This is a genomic window from Phormidium pseudopriestleyi FRX01 (assembly GCF_017313335.1).
GTDB classification, from domain to species: Bacteria; Cyanobacteriota; Cyanobacteriia; order Cyanobacteriales; family Laspinemataceae; genus Laspinema; species Laspinema pseudopriestleyi.
Window position 1 is genome coordinate 1 of sequence record NZ_JAFLQW010000351.1, and the last position, 6,394, is coordinate 6,394.

The following is a 6,394-nucleotide window of genomic DNA, read 5'->3' on the forward strand; positions in this document are numbered from 1 at the left end:
ATAATTCCCCCCTGATTAGCGGCTAAAATCAGCAAGAAGTCAGTCGAGTAGGAGGATAGAGACATTGACAGAGGTCGTATTTAATCCAATGGGCTGGATCCGGTCCAACGCCAACCTGATAGGATGCAGTTTATCTCTCATTTTGATTGCTATACCGATCGCCGCGATCGCCCAGCCGAATCCTTTCGTACAGCGATCCATATTGCAACTGGGCACCCGAGGTCAAGAGGTCACTGAACTGCAAGCGGTCCTCAAACTGTTGGGATATTACACCGGACCCGTGGATGGCATTTATAACGAAGGCACAGTCAGGGGAGTTTCTGCCTTTCAGCAGGCAGCCGGGTTAACCCCCGATGGAATTGTCGGCGAGGGCACCTGGAATCGCCTATTTCCGCCCTCTCCCGGTGCGATCGCCTCCGGTTTCGGAAATCCCGGGTCCGTTCCGTTTATTCAATCCTCCCGTCCCATCCTGCGACAAGGCATGGAAAGTGATCTAGTGGCGCAACTCCAACAGCGCCTGAATCAACTGGGCTTTTTTGAAGGGTCCCCCACCGGCGTCTTCGGCCCTCGAACCGATGCCTCTGTCCGCGCATTGCAACGCCGCTACAATTTAGAACCCGATGGCATCGTCGGCCCTTCCACTTGGGCGATTCTGTTTCCTTAACTCCATCTCCGGTTCCCTCGCCTTACCCCGGCGAGGGCTTTCGGAAGGCTCTCTATTCAGGTAATTATGCTGATTAAAACGCGAATTTTTGGCGAATTGCTAACAAATGTAACAGGAAAGATTGCAGGAAGTAAATCTCTGTAAAGTTTATTAAACAAAGGGTGGCACTCTCAAAAATTTGTGTTAGTTTATAAATATGACGCGAGCCGGAAATAAAACTTCAACGCCAACCAATTTTTTTAGATTAGAGTTCTGCGTCAACCCGCTCTAATCTGCCCGTAGTGAAGCAGCGGCGAGCATCCCAACAAAAAGGTGGTGCTTCTGTCTAAGAAAAGTTAGACCTAGAAGCCAAAACTTTGAGTCTGGTATAGACTGAGTGGATGCCAACACCAAAAACTGACTACGTGTTGTTTGTAAACCTTAGTAATCATTAACTTCACCGTACATCAACCTGAAAATTAATCTCGTCAATTTACAGATTAAAAGGGTCTAGTCGCCGCCGACGAGACCCTTTTAGTTTTGTCATTTGTCATTTGTCATTTGTCATTTGTCATTTGTCATTTGTCATTTGTCATTTGTCATTTGTCATTTGTCATTTGTCATTTGTCATTTATGACAAATGACAAAATGACCTGGGATTAACTACCCCTAACTAAAGCTGGCATTTCCCCACAAATCCCCGCTTGTTTGAGGCGATCGAGGGCAACGGCGAGGCGATCGCAATCCTGAATTAAACTAATCCGCACATACCCTTCACCGCCGGATCCAAAGGCATTCCCCGGAGTTAAAACCACGCCGGTTTTATTCAACACCGACTCAATAAACTCTTCGGAACTATTGCCAAAGGGACATTTTGCCCAAACATAAAACGTCGCTTCCGGGTTCTTAACACTCCATCCCAGTTCGCGCAACCCCCGCACCACCAAATCCCGACGAGTATGATATCGTGCCTGCACTTCATGGATATAAACATCGGGCAATTGTAGCGCTGCTGCTGCTGCTGCTTGCACCACCGCAAACATCCCATAATCCATATTGGTTTTTAAGCGGCGTAAATTCTTAATGACTTCAGAATTTCCCACCGCAAAACCAACTCGCCATCCTGCCATATTGTAGGTTTTAGACAGGGTATGGAACTCCACCCCAATCTCTTTGGCACCGGGAATTTCTAACAAACTCGTCGGATGATAGCCATCGTAGGCTAATTCTGCATAGCACATATCATGCACCAGCAAGATTTCGTGGCGACGAGCAAAGGCGACTACTTCCTCGAAAAATTCCCGAGGTGCTGTGGCAGTGGTGGGGTTGTTGGGATAGTTGAAATAGAGAATTTTAGCCCGTTTTGCCACTTCATCAGGAATGGTTGCTAGATCAATCAACCAGTCGTTTTTCTCCGAAAGAACGATTTCGTGAATCGTCCCCCCGGCAATTAAGGGACCCCGGAAATGGGCAGGGTAACCGGGACTGGGGACTAAAATCAAGTCCCCCGGATTGACGTATGCTAGGGCAAAATGAGTTAAACCTTCTTTGGAACCGAGAACTGGCAACGCTTCAGTTGCGGAATCCAGGGACACATCGTAGCGACGGTTGTACCATTCACAGATGGCTTTACGAAAGCTATCGGTGCCGCCTACCGGAGGATAACCGTGGGTTTTGCTATCTTGCAAGGCGGCGATCGCGGTTTCCACCACCGCAACGGGGGTGGGTCCATCGGGATTGCCCATGCCTAAGTCGATTAAGTCAATTCCTTGCGATCGCGCCCCGGTTTTCAATTCGTCAAGACGCGCAAAGACATAAGCCGGAAGTTGCTGCAAACGTTGAGCCGGTTGGATCCAATCTAAAGTCATGGGCGTTGTGCGCGGAAAAACCGCGATCTCCTTTTGCAAAAAAAACTACAAATAGACATTTAATCGCCAAAAGGTCACGAGGGATACAGAATTTAAAAAATAAATAGTCTATCCCGATGGACCTAGGTTGAGGGTTGGCAGTTCTCTCCGTTCAATCCAGTTAGGAGGTGGCTGTGTCGAGGACCTCTGAGGTTTCTTTGACGACTCCCCCGAGATCTATCCCATTTCGCCGAGATTCAACCGGTGCCATTGTGGAAACCATTGCAGCCATCAGTTGTTCCGGTAGCACGGTAAAGGGCAGTCGATGAATGTCTGAATTGGGTGCACAAGCAATTTCAGCGGCATGGTACAGTTCGCCCAAGGTGACATTGAATAAGCCTAAATCCTTTAAGGTTTGGGGCAACCCAATTTCTGAATAGAATTTTAGGAGTTGCTGTCTTGCGCTGGCGGCTAATTGGTTCCCTTGGAGCATTTCTTCTAGGCGCAATTGCACTAAAATGCCATAGGCGACTTTTTCCCCATGCAGGGTATCATGAGCCGCTAACAGGTGAGTTAAGCCATTGTGAACCGCATGGGCGGCAACGGTGCGGCATTGAGCACCCCCGAGTCCCCCGATGACTCCGGCGAGTAACACTGTGGCATCGACGACTTCCTGCCAGACTTGCCCTCCGGGAGTGGCGAGTGCCTGGGCGGATTTTTGGAACAACAGGTCCCGCAACACCCGCGCTTGTTGTACGGCGGCGATCATCAGGGTTTGTTCGGAATGCCCGCTACTGACTGAGGCTTCATACCATTTGGCGATCGCATCCCCAATTCCCGCGACTAAGGTGCGTTGCGGCGCTGTTTGAATCAAGTCGTAATCGAGAATCAGGACATCGGGACATTTGGGGAGGGGGACATCGTAGAGAAATGCACCCCCGTCAGAATAGATATTTGATAAGGCAGTCCAAGCGGCACAGGTGGCGGCAGATGAGGGAATGGTGATAATTGGCAATCCACAACGATGGGCTAAAAGTTTGGCTGCATCTAGGGATTTACCGCCCCCAGTTCCGATAATTAGATCCGCTTGATGGGTGGGGGCAGCTTCTTGCAGTCGGGTGAGACTGGCTTCGCTACAGTCGGGACTATAGGAAGCGGTGGCGATCGCCAGTTGATATTGGGCAATGGCGGGTTTTAACCGTTCCGTCAGCAGTGTATTAGAGCAGTCGCCCCCCACAATTAAGGGACGATGCCCTAATCTGGCGATCACAGCGCCGGATTGTTCCAAACAGCCCTTTGAGCGAATCACTTGGGCGGGTGCTACACTGAGCATCGGCAGCACAGCAACCGGATTCGAGTTCGGTGTTGAGGAAGCAAAATTCTGATGGGACATACAGTTCTACAGAGGTGTTGCTAAGGTTTAGCTGGGATGAGTATTAATAACTCTACGGTATTCGGCGATTCCCGATTGTAGCGGGGATTTTATGTGAATTTCGGGATTGCACCTTGAAGGTCCCAGAGGCGATCGCTCCGGGGATATCTTAATTTTAAGTGGTTTCACCCTAAACCGGCACGCCCGGTTGATTGATTGATTGTCAGGGAAACTTGTGCTTAAACAAAAGTTACGCTTCAAAAAGCCGAAAGACAATACCCTCGGACATAGGCAACCTCCCATGACCGTTAATAGGGAATTTGCTGTTATTTTATCGGATATAGCAGATCCTTTATCAGTTGTGGAATGCCCTCACCACCAACATAAGGCGGCCCAAAGGGAGAGGGGAGCTATATATGTCATAAATCATTTAGTCCAAGCTATATAGAAGCTGGCGATCGCATCCCCGACGGATTTAGCCGGAGACTCATGCTCTCTGCCATCTGTGGTACAATGCCACCAGCAAATCCGGCTTTTCCAACGTTTCCTTAAAAATTGATAATCCACAGCATTGGCATCCATGAAACAAGAAAGTCCGTTGTTGCGCGAGTGCCTAGACCATCTGAATGCCTTACCCGATATTGAGGCAAAAAACGGCGATCGCAACTGGATTACTATCCGCAACGGCGAGAAATCGGTAGACTCTGCTTACAAAATTCAGCCAGATGTTACCGGCACTACGGCTGAACTCATTATCCCTTATTTTCAACAGTTTGAACGAAATAACGGAGAAAAAATTCTCCTGATTACCCGCTACTTATCCAACCGCGCTATCGATATTTTGCTGGAAAAAAAGATAGAGTTTATCGATACTGCCGGTAATATTTATCTCAATAATCCAGCCGCTTATATTCTGATTCGCGGTCAGCATCGGCCAAAGGGGAACCCTTTGTCTCGTTCCAAAATCACCGTTACGACACTTAAACTCATCTATATTTTATTGAAATTTCCCCACATTTTGCAGGCAACTGTGGGGGATATCGCTACTGCTGCTGGTATTACGTCCTCAACGGTGAATCGGGGTCTTCAGGATTTATATGAGTTAGGCTATTTACAACGGCAACGAGATGGAAACTATCGAATTATTAACTATCCCAAACTTTTAGAGCGTTGGGAAATGGGCTACGCTGAAAGTCTTCGCCCCAAACTGATAGTGGAAGCTTTTACCCCTGCAGGAGAGCGCAGCTTTTCAGATGTGGCAGAGACTATTATTGAAGGAGCGAAAGAGGGTAAATTTTTGTTAGGCGGAGAACTGGGGGCGGCGATCGCAACGGATTATCTTCGTCCCCAAAGCGCTACATTGCATTTAGTTGAGAGCGATCGCCAGACATCGGTGAAATTACAAGCGATCGCAATTGCCGCGAAAATGAGGCTTAAGCCCAGTCCAAAAGGAAACATCGTCTTTGTTCAGCAATTTGGTACGCAGAATACCTGGAGTGAGGATGGGAGGGAAACCCTCGCGGATCCATTGCTGCTTCATGCAGAGTTGCTGTTAATTCCCGATGAGCGATCGCAAGAAACTGCCGATCGCCTTTACAGGCACTATGTTGCTAGGAGAGATGAAAATACTTGACCCAAAAGAAAAACAGGTTTTAGTCGATCTCAAGGCTGTACTAGATTCTCTAGCTATGCCCAGGATTATGGTGGGGGCTGGAGCCAGATTGTTAATTTTTGACCGACAATATAACAGGGAAGGTCGTGGGACAAAAGACTGGGATTTTGCTGTATCTATGGATTGCTGGTCAGATTTTCAAGCTCTGTGCGATCGCCTGACTCTCGGAGAAAACCCACGCTTCAAAGTCGCTCATAAAGTTCCCCACAAATTCATTCACCTGGAAACAAGTGTAGAGGTTGATATCGTACCTTTTGGAAAAATTGGTCAACCGAAACAGGAAATTGAATGGGAGGATGGCCTCACAATGAATTTACTCGGATTGGAAGAGGCTTTACTGTGCGCCAAAGAGCAAATCATTGACGACGACCTTGTGCTTCCAGTTGTAGATACTCCCGCTTTTTTGGGTCTTAAACTGATTGCTTGGTCAGATCGCGGAGGCAATAAAGATTTAACAGATATCGATTTTATGATTGAGGGAATCGCGGATAGGGGAATTTATGACGATCGCATTTTTGAAGAACTGGTCAATGAAATTTCTGAAGGACAAGTTGAGTTTCTAGATGCGGCTGCTTTCTTACTGGGACGAGACATTCGGCGGATATTCCGCGATGCCACAGTCAGTAAAATTAATGAAATTTTGTCGGAAATCGTGGAACACAGGAGAAACACGTTAGGGCTGGTAGCCTCGCGTCTTTAGACCGAGGTGGAAAGCCCACGCGAGCGGTTTTAACCGCCTATCGCATTTTTCTGCAATGCTCTACTCTTATAGGGTATCATTAGGCACAGACAAGTTTTCTGGACAATGATGCGCTACCCAAATTCGGTGAAAAACCGGCAACGGTGGCAGTCAAGCGCGG

At 48.1% G+C, this 6,394-nt stretch carries 6 protein-coding genes; 3 read left to right on the plus strand and 3 right to left on the minus strand.

From position 1 onward, the window contains the following. Nucleotides 1-64 precede the first annotated feature (64 nt). Nucleotides 65-664, plus strand: coding sequence for a peptidoglycan-binding domain-containing protein (locus tag J0895_RS13155; protein WP_207088541.1), 600 nt, complete (start codon nt 65-67; stop codon nt 662-664). A 638-nt stretch (nt 665-1,302) separates the two neighbouring features. Here J0895_RS13155 and J0895_RS13160 read toward each other — a convergent pair. The 3 genes from J0895_RS13160 to J0895_RS13170 form a co-directional block, all read right to left on the minus strand. Continuing rightward, nucleotides 1,303-2,511 carry an aspartate aminotransferase gene (locus J0895_RS13160; protein ID WP_207088542.1) on the minus strand — a complete coding sequence of 403 codons (1,209 nt, stop codon included), beginning with the start codon at nt 2,509-2,511 and terminating at the stop codon, nt 1,303-1,305. A 160-nt stretch (nt 2,512-2,671) separates the two neighbouring features. Then, complete coding sequence (locus J0895_RS13165; protein WP_207088543.1) at nt 2,672-3,883, minus strand: iron-containing alcohol dehydrogenase family protein; 1,212 nt, start codon at nt 3,881-3,883, stop codon at nt 2,672-2,674. 405 nt (nt 3,884-4,288) lie between these two features. Continuing rightward, on the minus strand, nt 4,289-4,444 hold the full coding sequence (locus J0895_RS13170) for a hypothetical protein (RefSeq protein WP_207088544.1): 156 nt from the start codon (nt 4,442-4,444) through the stop codon (nt 4,289-4,291). On the opposite strand from J0895_RS13170, the gene J0895_RS13175 reads away from it, so the two are divergent. Further along, a complete protein-coding gene (locus tag J0895_RS13175; RefSeq protein ID WP_207088545.1) occupies nt 4,443-5,495 on the plus strand; it encodes a type IV toxin-antitoxin system AbiEi family antitoxin in 1,053 nt (350 codons plus the stop codon). The two genes, J0895_RS13170 and J0895_RS13175, sit on opposite strands and share 2 nt — an antisense overlap. An 88-nt stretch (nt 5,496-5,583) precedes the next feature. Then, entirely contained in the window at nt 5,584-6,234 is a 651-nt protein-coding gene (locus tag J0895_RS13180; protein ID WP_207088546.1) for a nucleotidyl transferase AbiEii/AbiGii toxin family protein, read from the plus strand. The last annotated feature ends 160 nt before the right edge of the window (nt 6,235-6,394 follow it).

Excerpts from the sequence above, each read along its gene's own strand:
- J0895_RS13160 (WP_207088542.1), bottom strand. The coding sequence starts at position 2,511 with ATGACTTTAGATTGGATCCAACCGGCTCAACGTTTGCAGCAACTTCCG.
- J0895_RS13165 (WP_207088543.1), bottom strand. The coding sequence starts at position 3,883 with ATGTCCCATCAGAATTTTGCTTCCTCAACACCGAACTCGAATCCGGTT.
- J0895_RS13175 (WP_207088545.1), top strand. The coding sequence starts at position 4,443 with ATGAAACAAGAAAGTCCGTTGTTGCGCGAGTGCCTAGACCATCTGAAT.
- J0895_RS13170 (WP_207088544.1), bottom strand. The coding sequence starts at position 4,444 with ATGGATGCCAATGCTGTGGATTATCAATTTTTAAGGAAACGTTGGAAA.